At 59.2% G+C, this 20628-nt stretch carries 23 protein-coding genes and 2 pseudogenes; 24 read left to right on the top strand and 1 reads right to left on the bottom strand.

Going from position 1 to position 20628, the window contains the following annotated elements; translation table 11 throughout:
- Window positions 1–16: 16 nt before the first annotated feature.
- From radC to JW799_RS27290, 22 genes and pseudogenes are all read left to right on the top strand, one after another.
- Window positions 17–706: a RadC family protein gene (gene radC, locus JW799_RS27390; RefSeq protein ID WP_205432672.1), complete on the top strand. Its 690-nt coding sequence runs from the start codon at window positions 17–19 to the stop codon at window positions 704–706.
- Between the two features lie 40 nt (window positions 707–746).
- Window positions 747–1772, top strand: coding sequence for a rod shape-determining protein (locus JW799_RS27385; protein ID WP_080837129.1), 1026 nt, complete (start codon window positions 747–749; stop codon window positions 1770–1772).
- A 57-nt stretch (window positions 1773–1829) separates the two neighbouring features.
- Window positions 1830–2465 carry a rod shape-determining protein MreC gene (gene mreC / locus JW799_RS27380; RefSeq protein WP_240353430.1) on the top strand — a complete coding sequence of 212 codons (636 nt, stop codon included), beginning with the start codon at window positions 1830–1832 and terminating at the stop codon, window positions 2463–2465.
- A complete protein-coding gene (locus JW799_RS29090; RefSeq protein ID WP_240353429.1) occupies window positions 2462–2683 on the top strand; it encodes a rod shape-determining protein MreC in 222 nt (73 codons plus the stop codon). The genes mreC and JW799_RS29090 overlap by 4 nt, the downstream gene beginning before the upstream one ends.
- A complete protein-coding gene (mreD, locus tag JW799_RS27375; RefSeq protein ID WP_205432671.1) occupies window positions 2680–3210 on the top strand; it encodes a rod shape-determining protein MreD in 531 nt (176 codons plus the stop codon). Before JW799_RS29090 ends, mreD begins: the two co-directional genes overlap by 4 nt.
- 66 nt (window positions 3211–3276) lie before the next feature.
- Window positions 3277–3936, top strand: coding sequence for a septum site-determining protein MinC (locus JW799_RS27370; protein ID WP_205432670.1), 660 nt, complete (start codon window positions 3277–3279; stop codon window positions 3934–3936).
- A gap of 4 nt (window positions 3937–3940) precedes the next feature.
- Entirely contained in the window at window positions 3941–4735 is a 795-nt protein-coding gene (gene minD, locus JW799_RS27365; RefSeq protein ID WP_080837138.1) for a septum site-determining protein MinD, read from the top strand.
- 6 nt (window positions 4736–4741) lie between these two features.
- A complete protein-coding gene (locus tag JW799_RS27360; RefSeq protein ID WP_080837139.1) occupies window positions 4742–5896 on the top strand; it encodes an FtsW/RodA/SpoVE family cell cycle protein in 1155 nt (384 codons plus the stop codon).
- Between the two features lie 130 nt (window positions 5897–6026).
- Window positions 6027–6869, top strand: coding sequence for a M23 family metallopeptidase (locus JW799_RS27355; protein ID WP_205432669.1), 843 nt, complete (start codon window positions 6027–6029; stop codon window positions 6867–6869).
- Window positions 6862–7737, top strand: a complete 876-nt coding sequence (locus JW799_RS27350; protein WP_080837143.1) for a M50 family metallopeptidase — start codon at window positions 6862–6864, stop codon at window positions 7735–7737. The genes JW799_RS27355 and JW799_RS27350 overlap by 8 nt, the downstream gene beginning before the upstream one ends.
- 35 nt (window positions 7738–7772) lie before the next feature.
- Window positions 7773–9007, top strand: a pseudogene (locus JW799_RS27345) (Rne/Rng family ribonuclease).
- Window positions 9008–9191: 184 nt separating this feature from the next.
- Window positions 9192–9503, top strand: coding sequence for a 50S ribosomal protein L21 (gene rplU, locus JW799_RS27340; protein WP_080837147.1), 312 nt, complete (start codon window positions 9192–9194; stop codon window positions 9501–9503).
- Between the two features lie 14 nt (window positions 9504–9517).
- A complete protein-coding gene (locus JW799_RS27335; RefSeq protein WP_080837148.1) occupies window positions 9518–9862 on the top strand; it encodes a ribosomal-processing cysteine protease Prp in 345 nt (114 codons plus the stop codon).
- A gap of 5 nt (window positions 9863–9867) precedes the next feature.
- Window positions 9868–10179 (top strand): 50S ribosomal protein L27, encoded by a 312-nt coding sequence (gene rpmA / locus JW799_RS27330; protein WP_080837150.1) that lies wholly within the window; start codon window positions 9868–9870, stop codon window positions 10177–10179.
- Window positions 10180–10256: 77 nt separating this feature from the next.
- Window positions 10257–11033: a Spo0B domain-containing protein gene (locus tag JW799_RS27325; RefSeq protein WP_080837151.1), complete on the top strand. Its 777-nt coding sequence runs from the start codon at window positions 10257–10259 to the stop codon at window positions 11031–11033.
- A 15-nt stretch (window positions 11034–11048) separates the two neighbouring features.
- Complete coding sequence (obgE, locus tag JW799_RS27320; protein ID WP_080837152.1) at window positions 11049–12386, top strand: GTPase ObgE; 1338 nt, start codon at window positions 11049–11051, stop codon at window positions 12384–12386.
- 127 nt (window positions 12387–12513) lie between these two features.
- Window positions 12514–12951 carry an ACT domain-containing protein gene (locus JW799_RS27315; RefSeq protein ID WP_080837154.1) on the top strand — a complete coding sequence of 146 codons (438 nt, stop codon included), beginning with the start codon at window positions 12514–12516 and terminating at the stop codon, window positions 12949–12951.
- Between the two features lie 82 nt (window positions 12952–13033).
- Window positions 13034–14320 carry a homoserine dehydrogenase gene (locus JW799_RS27310; RefSeq protein ID WP_080840877.1) on the top strand — a complete coding sequence of 429 codons (1287 nt, stop codon included), beginning with the start codon at window positions 13034–13036 and terminating at the stop codon, window positions 14318–14320.
- Window positions 14321–14437: 117 nt separating this feature from the next.
- Window positions 14438–15477 (top strand): annotated as a pseudogene (thrB, locus tag JW799_RS27305) (homoserine kinase).
- Window positions 15474–16361 carry a prephenate dehydratase gene (gene pheA / locus JW799_RS27300; protein ID WP_080837157.1) on the top strand — a complete coding sequence of 296 codons (888 nt, stop codon included), beginning with the start codon at window positions 15474–15476 and terminating at the stop codon, window positions 16359–16361. The pseudogene thrB and the gene pheA overlap by 4 nt, the downstream one beginning before the upstream one ends.
- A gap of 30 nt (window positions 16362–16391) precedes the next feature.
- Complete coding sequence (gene ilvE, locus JW799_RS27295; protein ID WP_080837159.1) at window positions 16392–17270, top strand: branched-chain-amino-acid transaminase; 879 nt, start codon at window positions 16392–16394, stop codon at window positions 17268–17270.
- 183 nt (window positions 17271–17453) lie between these two features.
- Window positions 17454–18992, top strand: coding sequence for a LysM peptidoglycan-binding domain-containing protein (locus JW799_RS27290; RefSeq protein ID WP_205432667.1), 1539 nt, complete (start codon window positions 17454–17456; stop codon window positions 18990–18992).
- On the opposite strand, the gene JW799_RS27285 is transcribed toward JW799_RS27290, so the two are convergent.
- The gene (locus tag JW799_RS27285; protein WP_205432665.1) at window positions 18937–19245 is read right to left on the bottom strand and encodes a hypothetical protein; all 309 of its coding nucleotides are present in this window, start codon (window positions 19243–19245) and stop codon (window positions 18937–18939) included. The genes JW799_RS27290 and JW799_RS27285 overlap by 56 nt on opposite strands.
- A 37-nt stretch (window positions 19246–19282) precedes the next feature.
- Between JW799_RS27285 and JW799_RS27280 the strand changes: the two genes are divergently transcribed.
- Both JW799_RS27280 and JW799_RS29850 read left to right on the top strand, forming a co-directional pair.
- On the top strand, window positions 19283–19615 hold the full coding sequence (locus JW799_RS27280) for a hypothetical protein (protein WP_205432663.1): 333 nt from the start codon (window positions 19283–19285) through the stop codon (window positions 19613–19615).
- 68 nt (window positions 19616–19683) lie between these two features.
- On the top strand, window positions 19684–20400 hold the full coding sequence (locus JW799_RS29850; protein ID WP_205432661.1) for a BofC C-terminal domain-containing protein: 717 nt from the start codon (window positions 19684–19686) through the stop codon (window positions 20398–20400).
- Window positions 20401–20628 lie beyond the last annotated feature (228 nt).

Genomic DNA, 20628 nt, shown 5'->3' with positions numbered 1-20628 from the left:
CGAGAAGAGGATCCGAATGAACCCATCCGTCTATTTGCTGCGCGAACTTCCCCCCGGCGAACGACCTCGCGAACGCATGCAAGCGCACGGTCCCGCCGCGCTAAGCACGGCCGAGCTGCTGGCGATCTTGCTTCGCACCGGAACCCGCGACGAATCGGCCATCCACCTGGCCCAGCGAATGCTGCACGATTGCGGAGGCCTTAAGAACCTTGCCGAACGCAATTGGGAGGATTTCACGCATATCCGGGGAATCGGCCCGGCGAAAGCCCTGCAGCTCCAAGCGTCGATCGAGCTCGGACGGCGGATCGCGCGATCGAAGATGCCGGACACGGTTCGGATCACGAGGCCGCAAGACGCGGCCGATCTGCTGATGGAGGAAATGAGGCATCTGCGGGAGGAGCATTTCGTTTGCTTGTTCCTCAACACCAAAAATCACGTCATCGGCCGCAAAACGCTGTCGGTCGGCAGCCTGAACGCCTCGGTCGTGCATCCGCGTGAAGTGTTCCGGGCCGCGATCCAGCGGAGCAGCGCCTCGATTTTGTGCGCGCACAACCATCCGAGCGGCGACCAGACGCCGAGCCAGGAGGACATTTTGCTGACGCGCCGATTGACGGAAGCGGGCGAGCTAATCGGCATCGAATTGTTGGATCACCTGGTAATAGGTGACAATCGCTATATCAGTTTGAAGGAGACGGGCTGCATGTAATATAATATATAGGATTGTCCCAACAGGAGGTTTAAACTATATGTTCGGTGGTTTCACTCGCGATCTGGGGATCGACCTCGGTACCGCTAACACGCTCGTTTATGTCAAAGGAAAAGGAATTGTCGTGAGGGAGCCTTCCGTGGTCGCCCTTCGTACCGATACGAAAAAAATCGAAGCCGTGGGCGAAGCCGCCAAAAAAATGATCGGCCGCACCCCCGGCAACATCCGCGCCATTCGTCCGATGAAGGATGGCGTTATTGCCGATTTTGAAACGACGGCCACGATGATCAAGTATTTCATTCGCCGCGCGCAGAAGGAACGCTCCTTGTTTCCGCGGCATCCGAACGTCATGGTCTGCGTGCCGTCCGGCATCACCGCCGTCGAGAAGCGGGCCGTGGAAGACGCGACGAAGCAAGCCGGAGCCCGCGAAGCCTACACGATCGAAGAGCCGTTCGCGGCCGCGATCGGCGCCGATCTGCCCGTTTGGGAACCGACCGGCAGCATGGTCGTCGATATCGGCGGCGGCACGACCGAAGTCGCGGTCATCTCCCTGGGCGGCATCGTGACGAGCCGTTCCATTCGGGTGGCCGGAGACGAGATGGACGAGGCGATCATCCAATACATCAAGCGCCTGTACAACTTGATGATCGGGGAGCGGACAAGCGAACAGCTGAAAATGGAAATCGGCTCCGCGCTGCCGCTCGAACGGGTCGAATCGATCGAGATTCGCGGCCGCGACCTCGTCAGCGGCTTGCCGAAGACGCTCGCCATTACGTCGGACGAAATTACGGAAGCGCTGGGCGACACGGTTAACGCCATCGTCGAAGCGGTTAAAGTGACGCTGGAGAAATGTCCTCCCGAGCTTTCCGCCGATATTATGGACCGCGGAATCGTCCTGACCGGAGGCGGCGGTTTGCTGCGCAATCTGGACAAAATGCTCGCCCGGGAAACGGGAATGCCGGTCATCGTGGCCGAGAATCCGCTCGATTGCGTCGCAATCGGGACGGGGCGGGCCTTGGAGAACATTCATCTATTCAAAACGAGAAACGGGCGATCCGGCCGTTGATCGTTGTCAGGCAGTGCCCGGTGAAAGGAAAGCGGGTGAACGGCTATTTTTAAGATTATGCGCAACAAGCGTCTGTTCATTTTGATGATCGGGGTCATTCTGGTCGTCTCTCTTCTCGGCTACACGTTCGGAAGGCAGAAGATGACCTGGCCCGAGAAATTCATCAACGACGCATTCGGAACCCTTCAAGGCGCGCTTTATCGGCCGGTTGGGGCGGTGGCGGATTTTTTTCGCGACCTCAGCCGGCTTTCCGACGTGTATAAGGAAAACGAGGAGCTCCGGCAAACCGTTGCCCGCTACACGGAAGACAAGATCCGTTACAATCTGATCGAGAAACAGAACGAGTACCTGCAAGAGGCGCTTAATTTTACCGAAAGACAGAAGGAACTGTACAACAATTACCGGTATTTGATAGCCCAGGTGGTAGCCAACAGCTCTAATCCATACGATCCGACAATCAAGATCAATCTCGGCTCTCATGACGGAATCAAGGAAAAAATGGCGGTAACGACGGTGGACGGCCTCGTCGGACTCGTCAGCCGCGTTTCCGAGTTCACGTCCACGGTGACGCCGATTACGGAAATGAGCGCGACGTCGACGGATTCCATCTCGATTGCCGCGACGGTATTCGGCCGCGAGGACGAGGCGTTCGGCATCGTGGACTTCGACAAGGAAAAAACGTGCTGCAAATGAGCAAAATCGACGAAAACGACGTCGTGAAGGAAGGCGACATCATCATTACGTCCGGCAGCGGCAACGTGCTGCCCAAAGGGCTGATTATCGGCACGGTCGTCAGCAGCCAGGTCGGGGATTTCGGACTTACGCAAACGGCTCAGGTGGAGCCGGCCGCCAAGTTTGACCACTTGAACGATGTGTTCGTCGTGGTGACTCCGGATGTGGACGCTCCGTGAAGCTGCGGCTGAATTGGACGATATTGGCGACGCTGCTGCTATTGCTGCTTCAGACCTCCGTTCTTCCCTGGCTCGTACCGCCGGGGTGGAGCGACCGTCTGCTTCCTCATCTGCCTTTCCTTATGACGATCTTCGTCGCTTTATTCGGGAATCGGCACCGGGCCTTTTTCTTCGGGCTCGGCTTTGGCCTTCTGGAGGACATTCTGTTCTACGGCCAGTTGATCGGAGCTTACGGCTTTACGATGGCTTTGCTCGGCTATCTGTTCGGCCTTATTCCGGAACGTCGTTCCCGCACGCTCGGACTTACGCTCGGCTGCGTCGCCCTCGGGAGCGCGATTCTCGATTTGGCGATTTTCGGCATTTACGAGCTGTTTCAATTGGTTAACATAACGTTCGCGTTCGCGGTCTACTGGCACATGGTGCCTACTCTTTTGATTTCGGTGCTGCTCGCGCTTCTGCTATATATTCCGGTTCGCAGATGGCTCGTCAAAAACATCGCCTCTTCCGCCGACGAAAACGGAGCCTGACGGGGGAGCGTGCAGGAATTCGGGCCGGTCTGGCAGAATTGGTAACGTAGGGAGGAGCGAGTAAAATTGAACGGCAAATCGGCGATTACGATCAAAGGCGTCAAAGAAGGGCTCGTCTTCCTGCTTGACGACCAGTGCGACTTCGTGTCCCTGTTGGACGAGCTTCAAGCCAAGCTGGACAAGCACGAGCAGCAGCTGGCGGGGCCGATCGTGCATGTTACCGTCAAACTCGGTTCCCGCAAGTTAGGCGAAGAAGACAAGGAGCGGATACGTTCCGCGATTAGAAGACAGGGCAATTTCCTGGTCCAGAGCATCGAAAGCGACGCGGAAACGGAAGAAGCGGCAGCCCCCGGAAACGAAATGCACACGATCGCCGCCATCGTTCGTTCGGGTCAGACGATCGAGCTGGTCGGCGATCTGCTGCTGATAGGCGACGTCAATCCGGGCGGCACCGTGCGCTGCACCGGCGATATTTATATTATGGGAGCGCTTAGAGGAATCGCCCACGCCGGTTATCCGGACGGTACCGGCGCGATCATCGCGGCGTCGCGCATGACGCCGACGCAGCTTCGCATAGCGGACGTCATCAGCCGGCCGCCCGAAGAATGGACTTCGTCCGAACCTTGGATGGAATATGCTTATTTGCGCGACGGTGTGATGGAAATGGACAAGCTGACGCATTTGCACCACCACCGCAAACAAGTCTTGCATTTCAAAGGAGTGTAGAACGATGGGAGCAGCGATCGTCGTAACTTCAGGCAAAGGCGGCGTCGGCAAAACGACGACGTCGGCGAATCTGGGAACGGCACTGGCGCTAATGGGCAAAAAAGTATGCATGGTCGATACGGACATCGGCCTTCGCAACTTGGATGTCGTCATGGGACTCGAAAACCGGATCATCTACGATCTTATCGATGTCGTGGAAGGGCGCTGCCGGTTGAACCAGGCGCTTGTGAAGGACAAGCGGTTCGATGAGCTGTACATGCTTCCGGCCGCGCAAACGAAAGACAAAAACGACGTATCCCCGGAACAGGTCCGCAAGCTGATCGAGGAACTGAAGCCGGATTTCGACTATGTGATCATCGACTGTCCGGCCGGCATCGAACAGGGCTTTCAGAACGCGGTCGCGGGCGCGGACGAGGCGATCGTCGTCACGACCCCGGAAAACGCCGCGGTTCGCGACGCGGACCGGATTATCGGCCTACTGGAGAAAAAAGGCATTGCCTCGCCCAAGCTCGTCATTAATCGGATTCGCCCGAATATGCTCAAAAGCGGCGACATGCTGGAGGTCGACGATATTTGCCAGGTGCTCGCCATCGACCTGATCGGAATCGTGCCGGATGACGAGAACGTCATCAAAGGCGCCAATCATGGCGAGCCCACGGTAATGAATCCCGCTTCCCGCGCGGCCATCGCTTACCGCAACATCGCCAGGCGCATTCTCGGGGAGACGGTTCCCCTCATGCATTTGGAAGAGAAAAGCGGCATGTTCGGGCGGGTCAAGAAGTTTTTCGGAATGGGTTGATTCCGCTTGCTGAACCGACTGAAAAATATAGATTGGCCGATGCTGCTCATCCTGTTCGCCTTCATGGCGATCAGCACGCTTGTCGTCCGCAGCGCGACGATCAACGACGCCGCCAACTTCGCCAACTCCGACGTGAAGACGATGATTTTTTACGGCGTCGGGTTTGTCGTTCTTCTTTTGATCACGCTGTTCGACTACAAGCTTCTTTTAAAGACCTGGTACGTCTGGTATGCGATCGGCATTTTGACGCTGATTCTCGTCTATTTCTTCGGGATTTCCCGCAACGGGGCCCGCGGCTGGTTCGATCTCGGGGGAGGGCTGACGTTTCAGCCGGCGGAACTGATGAAGCTGTTCCTGATCATCGCCGTAGCCGCCGTCATGGGCAGGCGTCAGGGGGATCCGCTTCGGTTCCGCACCGACGTTCTCTCCATTGCGGGAGTCTCGATCGTGCCGTTCGCGCTCGTTATGATTCAGCCGGACCTCGGGAACGCAATCATTTATATTTTTATCGTGCTCGGCATGCTGTGGATCGGAAACGTCCGCTACACGTACGTGCTGATCGGACTCGGCGCCGTCGCGGCCGGTCTCGTGCTGTTCGTGACGCTGTTCAACGTGTTCAATACGGAAATCAAGGAATTTCTCTCCACTCACGAGAAATCCCACTGGTACGAGCGCATCAATACGTACATCCATCCGGAACAGGCTTCGGCGGACGAGCGAAGACAGTCCGAATACGCCAAAATCGCGATCGGATCCGGCGGCTTGACCGGCGACGGGTACATGCAGGGCGAATCGAAAAACCGGAAATTCATCCCCTACACCTACTCGGATTCCATCTTCGTCGTCATCGGCGAGGAGTTCGGGTTCCAGGGCGCGGCCATTTTGCTTTTGCTTTATTTTATCTTTATCTACCGAATGATCCTGATCGCTTACCAGTGCTACGATTTGCGAGGGTCGTTCATTATTATCGGCATCGCTTCGATGATGGTGTTCCAAATTTTCCAGAACATCGGAATGATGATCGGCATTATGCCGATTACCGGGATTACGCTTCCGTTCATCAGCTACGGGGGCACGTCGCTTATCCTGAACATGATCTGTATCGGCCTCGTCTTCAGCATTAAGGCCCATCAGGAAAAATATTCGATGGACGACAACTGACCGCAGACCGTCTGCGCCTTCCCGAACCGCCGCCGGCGGGGAGGGGGCGTATTTTTTTTGCGTTGGTCTAAAGCTCGCTTGTCCGCCATATCGTGGTACAAACCATTTTTGCGGACAAGGGGCGATTTCGATGCAATCTCGGAAGAACGTCGGGGAACGAAGACGTCAAAATCATGACGAAGCCGATCCGGAAAGATGGTGGAAGGAAAGGCAGCGCCGGTTGAACGGCGGCGATTGGGAGCCGAGCGGGCTTACCGGTTTGCGAAGCCAACCCGGCGAGAGCGCACGCGCGAAAACGGATAAAAACGACTCTTCCTACGGAAAAGGGCCTAATCATCCGTTAGGAAGGTTTATGAAAGGGCTGCTCATTCGAACGGCGATCGCAGGGGTCCTGTTGGCGGCGGCTTGGGCGGGCTTGCGGCTGGAGCTTCCCGGAAGCGCCGAGGCGAAAGAGTGGGCGCTGGACGCGGTGACGCGCGACATGGATTTCCGGGCGGTCGAGGCCTGGTATGGAAACACGTTCGGAGGTTCGCCTTCGTTTTTGCCGAGTTTCCGGCATCAGGAACAATCGCGGCCCGTAAGCGCGGAGTGGAGCCGGGATGCGGTCGTGCCGCCGCTTGCCGGCCGTTTGGTCGAAACGTTCGGCGAAGGCGGAGACGGCGTGCGGATCGCGGCCGAGGAAGGCAGCCCGGTAGCGGCGGTGCATACCGGAAGGGTGACGCAAGTGACGGCCGACGAGGAGGGGGCGGCAACGATATCGGTGCAGCATGCCAACCGCGTCGTCACCGTGTACGGGAACGTCATCGACCCGGAGGTGAGGCCGGGCGATTGGGTGGAGGCGGGGCAAAAACTCGGCGAGCTCGGGACGGGACGGACGGGCGACGGCAGCCTTGCGGGCGAAGGCACGCTGTTTTTTGCGATCAAGCAAAACGGAAAAACGCTCGACCCGGCGGAAGTGGTGCCGTTTGATTAAATGGCGGGGCATTTCGTTCAAGCTGCACCCTCTGTTCGTCCTCCTGATGATCGGCTCCGTCCTGACGGGACGGTTTTTGGAGGCGGCGACGCTGTTCGGCATCGTGCTCGTACACGAGCTCGGCCATTTGATCATGGCGCTTCGCTTCGGCTGGGCGGTCCGAGAAGTGAAGCTCCTTCCGTTCGGCGGCGTCATGGAGACGGAAGGCGCGGGGACGACTCCGGTGAAGGAGGAAGTGTGGGTCGCGGTTGCGGGGCCGCTGCAGAACGCGATATTGGCCGGCGGGGCGTGGGTCGCGGGACAAGCGGGGCTGGTCGACGCGTTATGGGTGGACGACTTCCTGAAGGCGAACGCGACGATCGCCCTGTTCAACCTGGCGCCGATCCTGCCGCTGGACGGCGGAAGAATGGTCCAGGCGTGGATGAGCCTGCGGCTGCCGTACCACAAGACGCTGCTATGGACGGCGAGAGGCAGCGTGGGTTTAAGCGCGTTCGTCGTCCTGCTGTCCGTGTATCCGCTGCTCCGAGGCGGTCTGCTGCAGCTCAACCTGCTGCTGATCGGCCTGTTTTTATGCGCTTCGAACTGGATGTATTTAAAAAACGTTCCGTACGTGTTCCTTCGGTTTCTCGTTCACCGCGCCAAACGGTTCGAAAGTCGGATCGACGGAGGCACGCTCGCGCAGCCGATCGTGGTCGCCGAGCACCGGCCGCTCTCTTCGGTCGTCCATCTCCTGATGAAGGAGCGCTATCACCTCGTTTATGTAATGAGCCGGGGAAAAATCGCCCGGGTCGTACCGGAAGGGACGATGATCGACGGCTTTATCGGCACGCTGACAAACGGGCATGCGGACTTGCGCTTTTTCAGGTAAAATAGGAGAAACGGGTTTGGGAGAGGGGGGCAGGCATGAAACAGCTGCTCGTTCATTGTTCGCGCAACATCACGCAGTCCGCCCTTGTCGAAGACGGAAAACTGACCGAATTCAGCGTCGAGCGTTCCGAGAGCTCTTCGCTGGTCGGCAATTTTTACAAAGGCCGGGTCGTCAACGTGCTTCCCGGCATGCAGGCGGCTTTCGTGGATATCGGCCTGTCCAAAAACGCGTTCCTGTACGTCGACGACGTGCTGCATCCCCACCTCGACAAGCAGCCCAAAGTAAAGCCGCCGATCGCGGATCTGCTTAAAGTCGGGGACGAGCGGATCGTTCAGGTGATGAAAGAGCCGCTCGGCGGCAAGGGGCGCGAGTGACGACGCATTTCTCGCTGCCCGGCCGGTCGCTTGTCTACATGCCGTATGCGGATTACGTCGGCGTTTCGAAAAAAATCGAGCACGAGCAGGAACGAGTCCGGCTGAAGCATATGGCCGAGGAGCTGCGCAAGCCGGGAGAGGGCGTCATTTTGCGCACCAACGCGGAAGGCGAAAGCGCGGACTCGCTCGCGAAGGATTTGGACGAGCTGCGCGGCATTTGGGAGGGGATCGTCGAAGCGGCGGAAACGGCCGCCCCGCCCAGCGAGCTGCACCGGGATTTCGGTCTCGTGCAGCGTTTGATCCGCGACGTGTTTACGCCGGATACGGAAGAGCTCATCATCGATGACGAGCACGCTTTCCGCCATGCGCGTTCCTTTTTGCTGAAGACCGCCTCCGGGCTCGAAGACCGGCTCCGGCTGTACCGCGATCCGGTTGCCTTGTACGACAAGTTCGGCATCAACGAGCAGCTCGAGAAGGCGTTCCAGCACCGGATTTGGCTGGAAAGCGGCGGCTACCTCGTCTGGGACCAGACCGAAGCGCTGACGGTCATCGATGTCAACACGGGGAAATTCACCGGCACGGTCGACCTCGAAGAAACGGTATTCCGCACGAACGCGGAGGCGGCGGTCGAAATCGCCCGCCTGCTTCGGCTGCGCGACGTCGGCGGCATCGTCATCGTCGATTTTATCGATATGGAAACCGAGCGGCACCGCGACGAGGTCGTCCGGCAGCTCGAAGCCGCGATGAAACGGGACCGGACGAAATGCCAGGTGCTCGGCTGGACCCGGCTCGGGCTTTTGGAGCTCACCCGGAAAAAAGCGCGCGCCAACGTCGAATCGTTTTTTTACGAGACGTGCGTTTCCTGCAAAGGCAAAGGGAAAATCTTCATTCGCTAAGCTTTTTGTTGTAATTGCGCAGGGTCTGTGGTAGAATTCTATAGTGCGTGCAAAGTGCTCTAGTGGAATTGCATGCTGTAACCGCACTCCACGGGTTCGGAAGACCGGGATTGCCCGCGAAGCTCGCTTCGCCGCGGCGTCCGGCACCCATCGAGGCGAGTCTTGGACATGAGGAGGTGCACAAATGTACGCGATTATTGAAACCGGCGGCAAGCAATACAAAGTGCAAGCCGGCGACGTTCTGTTCGTGGAGAAGCTGGCGGCTAACGAAGGCGACAGCGTGACGTTCGACCGCGTTCTCGCCGTATCCGGCGACAACGGCTTCGTGACCGGATCCCCGCTCGTTTCCGGAGCATCCGTAACGGCTAAAGTCGAGAAGCACGTCAAAGGCGAGAAGATCATCGTCTTCAAGTATAAACCGAAGAAAAACATCCGCAAAAAGCAAGGTCATCGTCAACCGTACACGAAAGTGACCATCGAATCGATCAAGGCTTAAGCTGGTAGAGCCCGATGATTACGGTGAATATCTTTCGCAAGGCTGACGGTCGGATCGAACGCTTTGCCGTAACCGGCCACGCCAAATACGCGGACCCCGGACGAGATATCGTTTGCGCCGGCGTATCGGCCGTGACGATCGGAGCGGTCAATGCGATTGAGAAGCTGACGGGGCTTGTTCCCGACGCGGAGGTTGTTTCCGGTTTTTTGTCGGCGACCGCTCCGGCGGGAGAAGACGAAGAACGGAACGGCCAAGTGCAACTGCTGCTGGAAGGCATGCTTGTCGCGTTGCAGTCCATCGCGGACGAATACGGCAAGTACGTGAAAATAAAAGAAAAAATAGCGAATAAAGGAGGTTGAGATCCATGTTGAAGCTGAATCTTCAGTTGTTCGCCTCGAAGAAGGGCGTAGGCTCCACGAAGAACGGCCGCGATAGCCGTTCGAAGCGTCTCGGCGCGAAGCGCGCCGACGGTCAAGCCGTCACCGCGGGCAGCATCCTGGTGCGCCAACGCGGCACGAAGATCCACCCGGGCAACAACGTCGGCATCGGCAAAGACGACACGCTGTTCGCGAAAGTCGAAGGCGTCGTCAAGTTCGAACGTTGGGGACGCGACCGCAAGAAAGTCAGCGTATACCCTGCCGAACAAGCGCCTGTTGCCGCAGCTCTTGAAGGCTAATAATTCTCACCCAGAACCCCGGCCACCGCGTGAGCCGGGGTTTTTGGTTCAAATGACCGAAGCGGGGAAGTCGCATAATGTCAAACCATCGGATCGCGTGGGCGGCAGCTCTGGCCGTCTCACATCTCCTTCCGGGCGCCGCGGTGTTCGTCTGGCGGGAAGCATGGTGGCCCTTGATCGTTTTTGTGCTGTGGAGCGCCCTGGCCGCGCTTCTGTTCGTCGCCGCCGACCGCCGGCAAGACCGGCGCCGGCACGATCGGCTGATCGCCCATACCCAGCGCGCAGCCGTCGAGATGCTGGGCCAGCACCGGCACGATTGGATGAACGAAGTGCAAATTTTGTACGGCTACCTGAAGTTGAAAAAATACGATAAAGCCATTGACGTCGTGGACAGAATAAGATTGCGCATGGAGAAGGACAGCCGCATTTCGCGGATCGGGATTCCGGGGCTGGCCGTCTACTTGCTGTCTTTTCGCGCGGCGGGCCATACGATTCGCCTGGAGGCGGAAATCGAGGAAGGCTGGAAGCCGGAGCTCGCGGGTCCGGACCCGGACAAGCTCACCGGCGCGGTGGCCGCCCTGGTGAACGTCGTTCGAATTCATGCCGCGGTCCCTCGCGAGGAGCCGCCCACGCTTTGGCTTTACTTCGGCGCGGACGGGCGGCGGGCGCGATTGTCCATGGAATTCGACGGGGAAGTGCCGGCGAGGGACATCGTCCCGCAAGAAATGGAGCGGGCTTTGGACGGCTTCGGGAGCGTCAAGGAAGCTTCGGAGGCCGGGGGCGGCGAAGAGGCCGGCCGCCTGCGCTGGACCGTCGCTTTTCCGCCTAACGAACGAATCGATCAGCCTGCATAACGGAGTGAATTCATCATGTTTGTAGACAAGGCGAAAATATTTGTAAAAGGCGGAGACGGCGGGGACGGGCTCGTCGCGTTCCGCCGCGAGCTTTACGTCCCGGAAGGCGGCCCCGCGGGGGGCGACGGCGGCAACGGCGGCAGCGTCGTGTTTCGCGTCGACGAGGGTCTTCGGACGCTGATGGACTTTCGGTACCAGAAGCATTTCAAGGCGAAGCGCGGGGAGAAAGGGCGAAACAAATCCCAGCACGGCGCCAATGCCGAGGATCTGATCGTGCGGGTGCCGCCCGGAACCGTCGTTTACGATGACGACACGGGCGAGCTGATCGCGGATATGACCCGGCACGATCAGGAAGTGGTCATCGCCAAGGGCGGCCGCGGCGGACGGGGCAACATTCGGTTCAAGAGCCCGGCCAACACGGCGCCCGCCATCGCGGAAAACGGCGAGGAAGGCCAGGAGCGGTGGGTCGTGCTGGAGCTGAAGGTGATGGCGGACGTCGGGCTCGTCGGCTTTCCGAGCGTCGGCAAATCGACGCTCCTGTCGGTCGTGTCGGGCGCCCGCCCGAAAATCGGCGCCTACCACTTTACGACGATCACGCCGAATCTCGGCGTCGTCGAGCTGGACGACGATCGCAGCTTTGTCATGGCGGATCTTCCCGGGCTGATCGAAGGCGCGCATGCCGGCGTAGGCCTGGGCCATGAATTTCTCCGCCACGTCGAGCGGACGAGGGTCATTATCCACGTCGTGGACATGTCCGCGATGGAAGGGCGCGACCCGTTCGACGACTGGGTGAAAATCAACGACGAGCTGAAGCTGTACAACGAAAAGCTCGCCGATCGGCCGCAGATCGTGGCGGCCAACAAGATGGACATTCCCGAGGCCGAGGAGCATCTGGCGCCATTTCGCGAAAAAGTCGAAGCCGCCCGTCCCGGCACGTTGATCATGCCGATTTCCTCGATTACGCGTCAGGGCGTCAATGAATTGCTGTACAAGGCGGCCGAGCTGCTCGAATCGCTGCCGGACGCAGCCGAGACGGCGGACGACGAAGCTGCCGAAGCGGCGGACAACGTCGTTTACCGGATGGAGCGCAAGCCCGATCAACATGAATTTACGATTTCCCGCGACAACGAAGTCTACGTCGTGGAAAGCGAATCGATCGAAAAGCTGCTGAAGCGGACCCAGTTCGGTTCGTACGAAGCGGTCATGCGGTTCGCCCGCATTCTTCGCAATATCGGCGTCGACGCGGAGCTTCGCAAACGCGGCGCCCGGGACGGAGACACGATTCGGGTCGGCGACTTCGAGTTCGAATTTTTCGAAGGCGGCAAGGACGCGTATTTGTTCGAAGACGAGTAAAGCTTTCAGGTCCGGCGCCTTTGCGGCGTTCGGGCTTTTTTTGTTTCCGAGCCTATTGCCGGAAAGCGCCGATTTCGGTATAATGTCCACTATGAACAGACATTCGTCTTTTCTGGGAGGACGGAAAATGGCCGAGCGTTATTTCGTTGTCCGCGAGGATCTGCTGCCGGAGGGCATTTTGAAAACGGAGCAGGCAAAGGCGCTGCTGAGACGCGGAGAAGCGGCCACCGTCCACGAGGCGGCGGAACGCGTCGGCCTTAGCCGCAGCGCGTTCTACAAGTACAAGGACGGCGTATATCCGCTTGAGCAGACGGCCCGCGAACGCATCGCGACGCTGTCGATGGATTTGGAGCACCGCTCCGGCGTGCTGTCGAAGGTGCTCGGCACGCTCGCGGTGAACGACGGCAACGTGATGACGATCTCGCAATCGATCCCGCTGCAGGGCCTTGCCAACGTGGTCGTGACGATTGACGCTTCGCAGCTGGCCGGAACGCTGGGCGAATTGATCGACAAGCTGAAATCGCTGGACGGCGTCCGGCGCGCGACGGTCGTGGGCCGAAGCTGATTTCGGCCGCGGCGATCCGTTATATTTAAAAAGGAATGAAGCCTGAAATCGCTGGCTTACCCGAGGAGGAAACGTACACATGATCAAACCGGTAAAAGTCGGCTTGCTCGGTCTTGGGACCGTCGGCACCGGCGTCGTTCGCATCGTGCAAGGGCACCAGGACGATTTGCAAAGCCAGACGGGATCCCCGATCTCGATCGAGAAAATTTTGGTGAAGGACCGCTTTAAATCGAGAAGCATCGCGGTGGAGCCGTCCAAGCTGACGGAGGATCCGTGGGAAATCGTTCGCGATCCGAATATCGACGTCGTCGTCGAGGTCATGGGCGGAATCGAAGAAACGAGGAAGCTGATCCTGGAGGCGCTCGACCGCGGCAAGCACGTCGTCACCGCCAACAAGGACCTGATGGCGCTGCACGGCCAGGAGATTTTGGCGAAGGCCCACGAGAAGGGCTGCGACGTGCTGTACGAAGCGAGCGTGGCCGGCGGCATTCCGATTATCCGGACGCTGATCGAAGGCTTTTCCTCGGACCGGATTACGAAAATCATGGGCATCGTCAACGGGACGACCAACTATATTTTGACGAAAATGAGCCAGGAAGGCGCGGCGTACGGCGACGTGCTGAAGGAAGCCCAGGCGCTCGGCTACGCCGAAGCCGACCCGACGTCCGACGTGGAAGGGCTCGATGCCGCCCGCAAAATGACGATTTTGTCGACGCTCGGCTTTCGCGCCAACGTGTCGCTCGAAGACGTCGACGTCAAAGGCATCAGCTCGGTGTCGCAGGAGGATATCCGCTACGCCCAGCAGTTGGGCTACGAGGTGAAGCTGCTCGGCATCGCCGAACGGCAGGACGACTACATCAGCGTCAGCGTGCAGCCGACGATGGTGAAGCGCAGCCACCCGATCGCTTCGGTGAACGGCGTGTTCAACGCAGTGTATGTGTACGGCGAAGCGGTCGGCGAAACGATGTTTTATGGCCCGGGAGCGGGCGAGATGCCGACGGCGACTTCGGTCGTCGCCGATCTTGTCGCCGTCGTCAAAAACGCGAAGCTGGGCATCAACGGACGCCAGGCGGCAATCGCGTACAAAGAAAAGAAGCTGAAAAGCGACGAACAGATCGCCTCCAAATATTTCATGCTGCTGAACGTGGAGGATCGGGCAGGCGTGCTGGCGCAAATCGCCCAGGTGTTTTCCAAGTTCGACGTCAGCATCGAGTCGGTCATGCAGCCGGTTACCGCCGAAGCGGGCGGTGCGGAGCTGATCATCACGACCCACAGCGTCAGCAAAGCGGCGCTAAGCGACGTGCTGAAGGCGTTCGGGGCGTTATCCTTCATCCGGGAAATCAAGAGCGTATACCGCGTCGAGGGCTGAAGCGAAGAGGCTCGTTAAGGCATTTGCAACGCGCTCGCACAGGCGTTCATGCCCGAAAACTTTCGTGCCCGAAAGGCATTCGTACCCGCACAACATGACATTTAAAGGAGTTTTCATATGCGTTATCCGAACGATACATTGGTTTCCGGAAGCGATTCGGCCGTCCGCGACCGCGTCGTTGTCCGGGTTCCGGCCAGCACGGCCAATCTGGGGCCCGGGTTCGATACGCTCGGGATGGCGCTTTCCTTGTACGCGTGGGTGGACATGCGCCCTTGCGCCGCGGGCGAGGAGACGACGATAACGCTCCTGGGCGAAGGCCTTGACGGCGTCGCGACGGACAAGTCCAATATCGTGTATCAGGTGGCGCAGTCCGTGTTCGAAAAAGCGGGCGCGAAGCTGCCCGAGCTGCATATCGCGATCCGCAGCGACATTCCGCTGACCCGGGGCTCGGCAGCAGCGCGTCCGCGATCGTAGGCGGGCTTGTCGCCGCGAACGCGCTGATCGGCGGCAAGCTGTCCGATGATCGGCTGTTTCAGATGGCGACGGAAATCGAGAAGCATCCGGACAACGTCGGAGCTTCGCTGTTCGGCGGCATCGTCGCGGCCGCCTGGGACGGCGAGCGCGCCGAAGCGGTGCGGTTCGATCCGCCGCGGGGCCTTGCGGCGATGGTCGTCATTCCGGCGTTCGAGCTCTCGACGAAAAAGGCCCGCGGCGTGCTGCCGGAGCGGCTGACGCTCGGCGACGCCGTCTTCAACGTGAGCCACAGCTCGCTGCTTACGGCGGCGCTGGCGACGGGACGGCTGGACGTCTTGCGCCACGCGATGCGCGACCGGCTGCATCAGCCGTTCCGCGCGGCGCTCGTCCCCGGCATGGAGACGATTTTGCGCGAAGCGCCGGAGCATGGCGCGTTCGGGGCGGTGCTTTCGGGCGCGGGCCCGACGCTGCTCGCGCTCGCGGAGGCGGCTCCCGACCGTCACGGGGAGCTGGAGCGCTTCGTGACCGAGGCGATGGCCCGCGAGGGCATCGAGGTGGAGATCCGTTGGCTGGACATCAGCCTTAAGGGACCGGAGATCCGGACGATCGGATCGGATGATCCCGATTTTGGGAAGGAGCCGCAGCAGGTGCTGCCGGCCCCGGAAACGGAGGCAAGCAAGTGAGCGCTTCATCGAAGCCGACCGTCGCCGCGCTTCCGAAAGGAAGCTTTTCGGACGAAGCGGCGCGATATTTTTTTCGCAATCGGCCGGTCGAGCTGGTTTATCATAAAATGATCGCCGACGTCTTCAAATCGACGGACCGGGGAGATACCGATTGGAGCGTCATTCCGATCGAAAACACGATCGACGGCTCCGTCAGCCTTCACACCGACTGGCTGGTGCATGAAGTCGATCTCCCGATTCGGGCGGAATGGGTGTTTCCCGCCGTGCAAAATCTCGTAGGCCGCCTGCATGAATTTAAAGGCGGCGAGGGAGGCGGCTGGAACCCGGCAAGCATCCAAAAAGTGTTCAGCCATCCGGTCGCGATGGCGCAGTGCTACGATTTTCTCCGCTCCCGCCTGCCGCATGCCGAGCTGGAGACGCTCAGCAGCACGGCGGAGGCGATTCGGACCGTTTCCGAAAACCCGGACCGCGGCTGGTGCGCGATCGGCACGAAAACGGCCGCCGCCGAATACGGTTTGGATGTGCTGGAAGAAGGCGTGACGGATCACGACAACAACTATACCCGGTTTTTGCTTGTCGGTCCGCGGTCCTTCGAGGACGATACCGCGCCGCTGCGGAAGACGAGCATCCTGATCACGCTGCCGGAGGACTATCCGGGCGCGCTGCACCAGGTGCTGTCGGCGTTCGCCTGGCGGCGGATCAATCTGTCCCGGATCGAATCCCGCCCGACGAAAAAGAAGCTGGGCAACTACTACTTTTTTATCGATATCGAGATGTCGCTGGACACCGTGCTTCTCCCTGCGGCCCTCGCCGAAATCGAGGCGATCGGCTGCCAGGTTCGCATATTGGGCTCGTACCCGAGCTATCCTTACGAAGAAGCATAGCAAATTGCCAATTCCGGAGGGTCGAACAAGATGGCAGAGCAATGGATCTATTTGAACGGCAGTTTTGTGACGAAGGAAGACGCGAAAATATCCGTTTTCGATCACGGATTTTTGTACGGGGACGGCATTTTTGAAGGCATTCGGATCTACGAAGGCAACATTTTCCGCTGCAAGGAGCACCTTGACCGGCTGTACGATTCCGCCAAATCGATCATGCTGAACATCCCGCTTTCCTACGAGGAGATGCAGGAGGCGCTCGTCGAGACGATCCGCAAAAACGACATGAGAAACGGCTACATTCGGCTGGTCGTATCCCGCGGCCCCGGCAATTTGGGCCTTGATCCGCTGCGGTGTCCGGCGGCGTGGGTCATCATTATCGTCGAGCAGCTTTCGATTTATCCCGAAGAAGCGTACCGCGAAGGCTTGCGTTCCGTTTCCGTCAGTCCCCGCCGCAATCTGCCCGACGCGCTGAATCCGAAAATCAAGTCGCTCAACTACCTGAACAACGTGCTGGTTAAAATCCAGTCCAACCTGGCGGGCGTCGGGGAAGCGATCATGCTGAACTCCCAAGGCTACGTGGCGGAAGGTTCGAGCGACAACATCTTTATCGTCAAACGCGGAACTGTCTACACGCCGCCTTGCTACGTCGGGGCGCTGGAGGGCATCACGCGGGGCGCGATCATGGAGCTGTGCGGCAAGCTCGGCTATCCGCTCAAAGAGGAGCCGTTCACGCTGCACGACGTGTACACCGCGGACGAGGTGTTTTTCACCGGAACCGCCGCCGAAGTCATTCCCGTTCGGGAAGTGGACGGCCGCGTCATCGGCGTCGGCCATGCCGGTCCGATCACGACGAAGCTGCTGGAGGAATTCCGCAAAATCGTGACGGTAGAAGGCGTACAGGCATTTTAAATCAAAATGGCAAGCGGCAACCGGGGGCCCGAGCGGGGGCTTCCGGTTTTTTTTCGCGTTGGGATGCGCCCGGAACTTTTATTCGCGCATAGATGTCAAACGCCCATCTCCTGCATAGGATGTAATGGTGGTGCCAGGGCATTCGCCCGCACGTGAACGATCATGCGCTCAGGAGGGAACGGCGTGAAAATCCATATGGTGAAAAAAGGAGATACGTTGTATTTCATCGCCAAAAAGTACAACGTATCTCTGGAGGAGCTGATTGCGGCGAATCCGGAAATTTCGAACCCGGAGGAAATCGACGCAGGCATGAAAGTCAAAATTCCGATGCCTGCCCAGCCGACGTTCGAAATTATGCATCAGCATACGGTACAACAGGGCGATACGCTGTGGAAGCTGTCCAAGGCTTGGGGCGTTCCGCTGGAGTCGCTCATCAAGGCGAATCCGCAACTGAAAAATCCGAACGTTCTGCTGACGGGAGAGGTCGTCAACATCCCGAAGGTCGGCCAAAGCCAAGCGATGGCGGAATCCGGAGGCGGGACGGTCATCGGCGGCGGAGCCGCGAATCCGGGAGGCAATTGGTGGCCTCCGGGCAAGAAAAACACGGGCGTCGTCCCCGGAGTGCAGGCGCAAGCCGAAACGGGCGTCATACCGGGAACCGGCGGCAAAGCCGGCACGGGGGTCAAGCCCGATACCGGAGCGAAGCCGGAGACGGGGGTGAAACCGGAGCCGGAAGCGAAGCCGGAGACGGGGGTGAAACCGGAGACCGGGGCGAAACCCGAAACCGGAGCGAAACCGGAAGCCAAGGTCAAGCCCGAAGCCGGCGGGAAAACCGAGAAACCGATCCAACACGCGCCGGCCCCGGCCAAAGCTTCGCAGAAGCCGCTCGAGTCCGACATCCTCACCGCGCCTTCCAATCTTCTTGCGAATGTCGAGCCCAACCTTCAGCCTAATAGCCAGCCCAACCTCCAGCCGAACGTTTCCCCCGCTCCGGCGCCTGTATTCGAAGGGCAATCGGCCAAAATCGACTTCGAGCCGCACGGCGATTTGTTCAAGCCTTTTCCGGTTCCGGCTTATGAAGTCACGGCTCCGGTACAGGATGTGCCGTGCCCGGACAACGTAGGCGGCTTCGGACACGGTTACGGATGGGGAACGGACGCATTCGCTTCTCCAAGCAGCTTCGGCTACGGCTGGGAGCACGATCATGCGCAGGTGTCGCCCGCAAGCGATAATGCCGCATTCGGACCTTCTTCTTTCCCTGTCGGGGCGGAAGCGGCAAACCCGTATGGCGGTTACGGCACGCAGGGCGGATGGACCGACCCTTACGGCCATAGCGGATACGGCGGAGGCTACGATCCGGGTCATGAGGCTCCGTTCGTTTCTCCCGGCGCGGTGCCGGCGAACGTTTCTCCGGGAAATGCCGCCTTGTCCAACGTGTCCCCGTCCGGCGTATTCCCGTCCAACGTGTCCCCGGCTGCGCAGTGGCCGAAAGGGGGATGCGACCCATGCAAAGGAGCGCCGATCTGGACGGGACCGGCCGTATCTCCGGCCTCGTTGATGCCAAACGGAGGTTATCCGGTCGCCGGCTCCATGAGCTCGCCGTTTTCATTTGGCGGGTATCCGGATCATGCCGGCCCGAACGCCGCCGTCGGGGGGCGGGGACATCCTATTTCCCCGGTACAGTCGCACCGGCGGCAGGAGAAAACTGGCCGGGAGCATTGACGACGGGGGCGGCTTCGAACATATCTCCGGCTTCGGTCGCATCGAACATCTCGCCGGCGTTCGCGTCGCCGAACGTATTCCCGGCTTCGGTTGCGCTTAATGTTTCTCCTTCTACGTTTGCGCCAAACGTCTCTCCGGCTTTGTTTGCGTCCAATGTATCTCCGGGTTCGGTCGCGTCGAACATCTCGCCGGCATTCGCATCGCCGAACGTATCCCCGGTTTCGGTTGCGTCCAACCTTACTCCGGCTTCCATCGCGCCGAACGCGGCTCCCGAGTTTGCCGGCCCGAATGTGTCTCCGGCGTTTGCCGCGCCGCATGGCGGCTATGGCGGCTATGGAGGTTACGGCAGTTATGGTGGTTATGGCGGTCACGGCTATCCGGTTGCTTATGAGCCGCTTTCCGGCATTCCGCCGATTCCTTCCTTGCCGCCGCTGGGGGGCTTGAACGACGATTGCGACCGTCCGGTGGAGGAGCCAAGTCCCGTCTCGAAGGAACAGGGAGAGGCTCCCGCCGCGACAACCGCGGCCAAAAAGAAAACCGTAAAGCTGAAAGTCAAATCGAAGGCGGCCGAATCGAAACCTAGACAACGAAGGAAAAAGAGCCAACCCTGGATCAAGTGGTAACAACTAGCGAATAATGACGGAATCCCCGGGCAGAATAGGGATAAAAGCAGCAAAGAAGGGGATTCGCCGTGTTCGGCATAAGGCTGAAAAATTTAAAGAAGCGTCTGAAACGTCAACGCAGGCCGATTTGGTCTTTGGGCGTGTGGGCGGGGGCTGTCCTTGCGGCAACCCTCGCCGGCGCCTATCTTTCGTATCAATACGTGAGCGGTTGGACGGCCATAGCTCCCGGTCATGGAGGCGACCTGCCGGTTTGGTCGGACAACTCCCCCTCCTTGTACGAGGACGAAACGACGCCTAGAGGTCAGACGATGGCGGTGTTAGCCAAACGGGAAGGCGAAGTGGAAATCGTTTTGCATCGCGTCTATTTGTGCGGAGAAGAATCCCGAAAGCTCGGGCGGCATACGACGCTGGAAACGATCGAGCTGCTGAAAGCGCATCGGGAATGGAGCGCTTCTTTTGATCAAAGCGGACGAGTCGTGATGGAGGAATCCGTCGACGATCTTTCGCCCGCTTGCCGCAAAACGGCGACGATCGGCATGGATGAAGACGGCAATCTGTCCCTGTACGACGGTCCGCCGCGGAAGGAAAACGCGATTCGGACTTTTTTCCAACTCGATGTCGGTTCGCTTGAAAGCAGCTTGTCCAAGGAGCGGCTAAAGGAATTGACGCAAGGCATTCGCGTGACCGACCGCGATGAATTCAACAGCGTGCTGTCGACGTTCAGCGACTTTGCCCGGCAAAAAACGGCCGATGTGATGACGCCGGTGAACGGAACGGAACATTAATCGGTTAAAATCGCATTTTGCTTGACGAATTTCGGATTCCCTTTTTATAATAGGGGTAACCAAAATATTGAAATCGTTCAGGAAGCACCTGAAGACCGCCCGATGGCGTCTTTGGGTGCTTCCTTTTGTTTGCCGTTTTCGGGTCCGTCCTTGGCGTGCGTTGCATTCGTACATTGAGAACTGAATAGGCCGGCCTGTTTCCGAAGCGCAAGAAGCGCAATAAATGTC

The organism is Cohnella algarum (genome assembly GCF_016937515.1).
Lineage (GTDB): Bacteria > Bacillota > Bacilli > Paenibacillales > Paenibacillaceae > Cohnella > Cohnella algarum.
The sequence above is the reverse complement of the archived record's forward strand: the minus strand, read 5'-3'. Positions and strand labels throughout refer to the sequence as shown.

Coding starts and splice junctions, on each gene's coding strand:
- ilvE (WP_080837159.1), top strand. CDS start 16,392: ATGGCAGAGCAATGGATCTATTTGAACGGCAGTTTTGTGACGAAGGAA.
- JW799_RS27315 (WP_080837154.1), top strand. CDS start 12,514: ATGGCCGAGCGTTATTTCGTTGTCCGCGAGGATCTGCTGCCGGAGGGC.
- JW799_RS27355 (WP_205432669.1), top strand. CDS start 6,027: ATGCAATCTCGGAAGAACGTCGGGGAACGAAGACGTCAAAATCATGAC.
- JW799_RS27335 (WP_080837148.1), top strand. CDS start 9,518: ATGATTACGGTGAATATCTTTCGCAAGGCTGACGGTCGGATCGAACGC.
- mreC (WP_240353430.1), top strand. CDS start 1,830: ATGCGCAACAAGCGTCTGTTCATTTTGATGATCGGGGTCATTCTGGTC.
- JW799_RS27285 (WP_205432665.1), bottom strand. CDS start 19,245: ATGGAAGCCGGAGTAAGGTTGGACGCAACCGAAACCGGGGATACGTTC.
- radC (WP_205432672.1), top strand. CDS start 17: ATGAACCCATCCGTCTATTTGCTGCGCGAACTTCCCCCCGGCGAACGA.
- minD (WP_080837138.1), top strand. CDS start 3,941: ATGGGAGCAGCGATCGTCGTAACTTCAGGCAAAGGCGGCGTCGGCAAA.
- JW799_RS27325 (WP_080837151.1), top strand. CDS start 10,257: ATGTCAAACCATCGGATCGCGTGGGCGGCAGCTCTGGCCGTCTCACAT.
- rplU (WP_080837147.1), top strand. CDS start 9,192: ATGTACGCGATTATTGAAACCGGCGGCAAGCAATACAAAGTGCAAGCC.
- JW799_RS29090 (WP_240353429.1), top strand. CDS start 2,462: ATGAGCAAAATCGACGAAAACGACGTCGTGAAGGAAGGCGACATCATC.
- rpmA (WP_080837150.1), top strand. CDS start 9,868: ATGTTGAAGCTGAATCTTCAGTTGTTCGCCTCGAAGAAGGGCGTAGGC.
- obgE (WP_080837152.1), top strand. CDS start 11,049: ATGTTTGTAGACAAGGCGAAAATATTTGTAAAAGGCGGAGACGGCGGG.
- JW799_RS27385 (WP_080837129.1), top strand. CDS start 747: ATGTTCGGTGGTTTCACTCGCGATCTGGGGATCGACCTCGGTACCGCT.